The following is a 228-nucleotide window of genomic DNA, read 5'->3' on the forward strand; positions in this document are numbered from 1 at the left end:
GGCGATCACGCTGTCCTTCAGCTGCCGGTAGAAGGCTTGCGCCTCCTCGAACGGCCCGCCGTTGGTGAAGACGGCGTCGGCGTGCTTGCCGGCAAGCCTGATGCCGGAATCCGAAGCACGTGCCTGGAAGATGACGGGCTGGCCCTGCTTCGAGCGGCCGATATTCAGCGGCCCCTCGATTCGGAAGAAGCGACCCTTGTGGTTAAGGCGATGCATCTTCGTCTTGTC

General features: G+C 63.2%; 1 protein-coding gene. It reads right to left on the reverse strand.

The window, feature by feature from the left end; genetic code table 11:
- The coding region (locus EOD29_RS35705; protein ID WP_127248953.1) for an LLM class flavin-dependent oxidoreductase at positions 1-228 on the reverse strand (228 nt) is incomplete at both ends.

This window comes from Mesorhizobium sp. M1A.T.Ca.IN.004.03.1.1 (genome assembly GCF_003997555.1).
Lineage (GTDB): Bacteria > Pseudomonadota > Alphaproteobacteria > Rhizobiales > Rhizobiaceae > Mesorhizobium.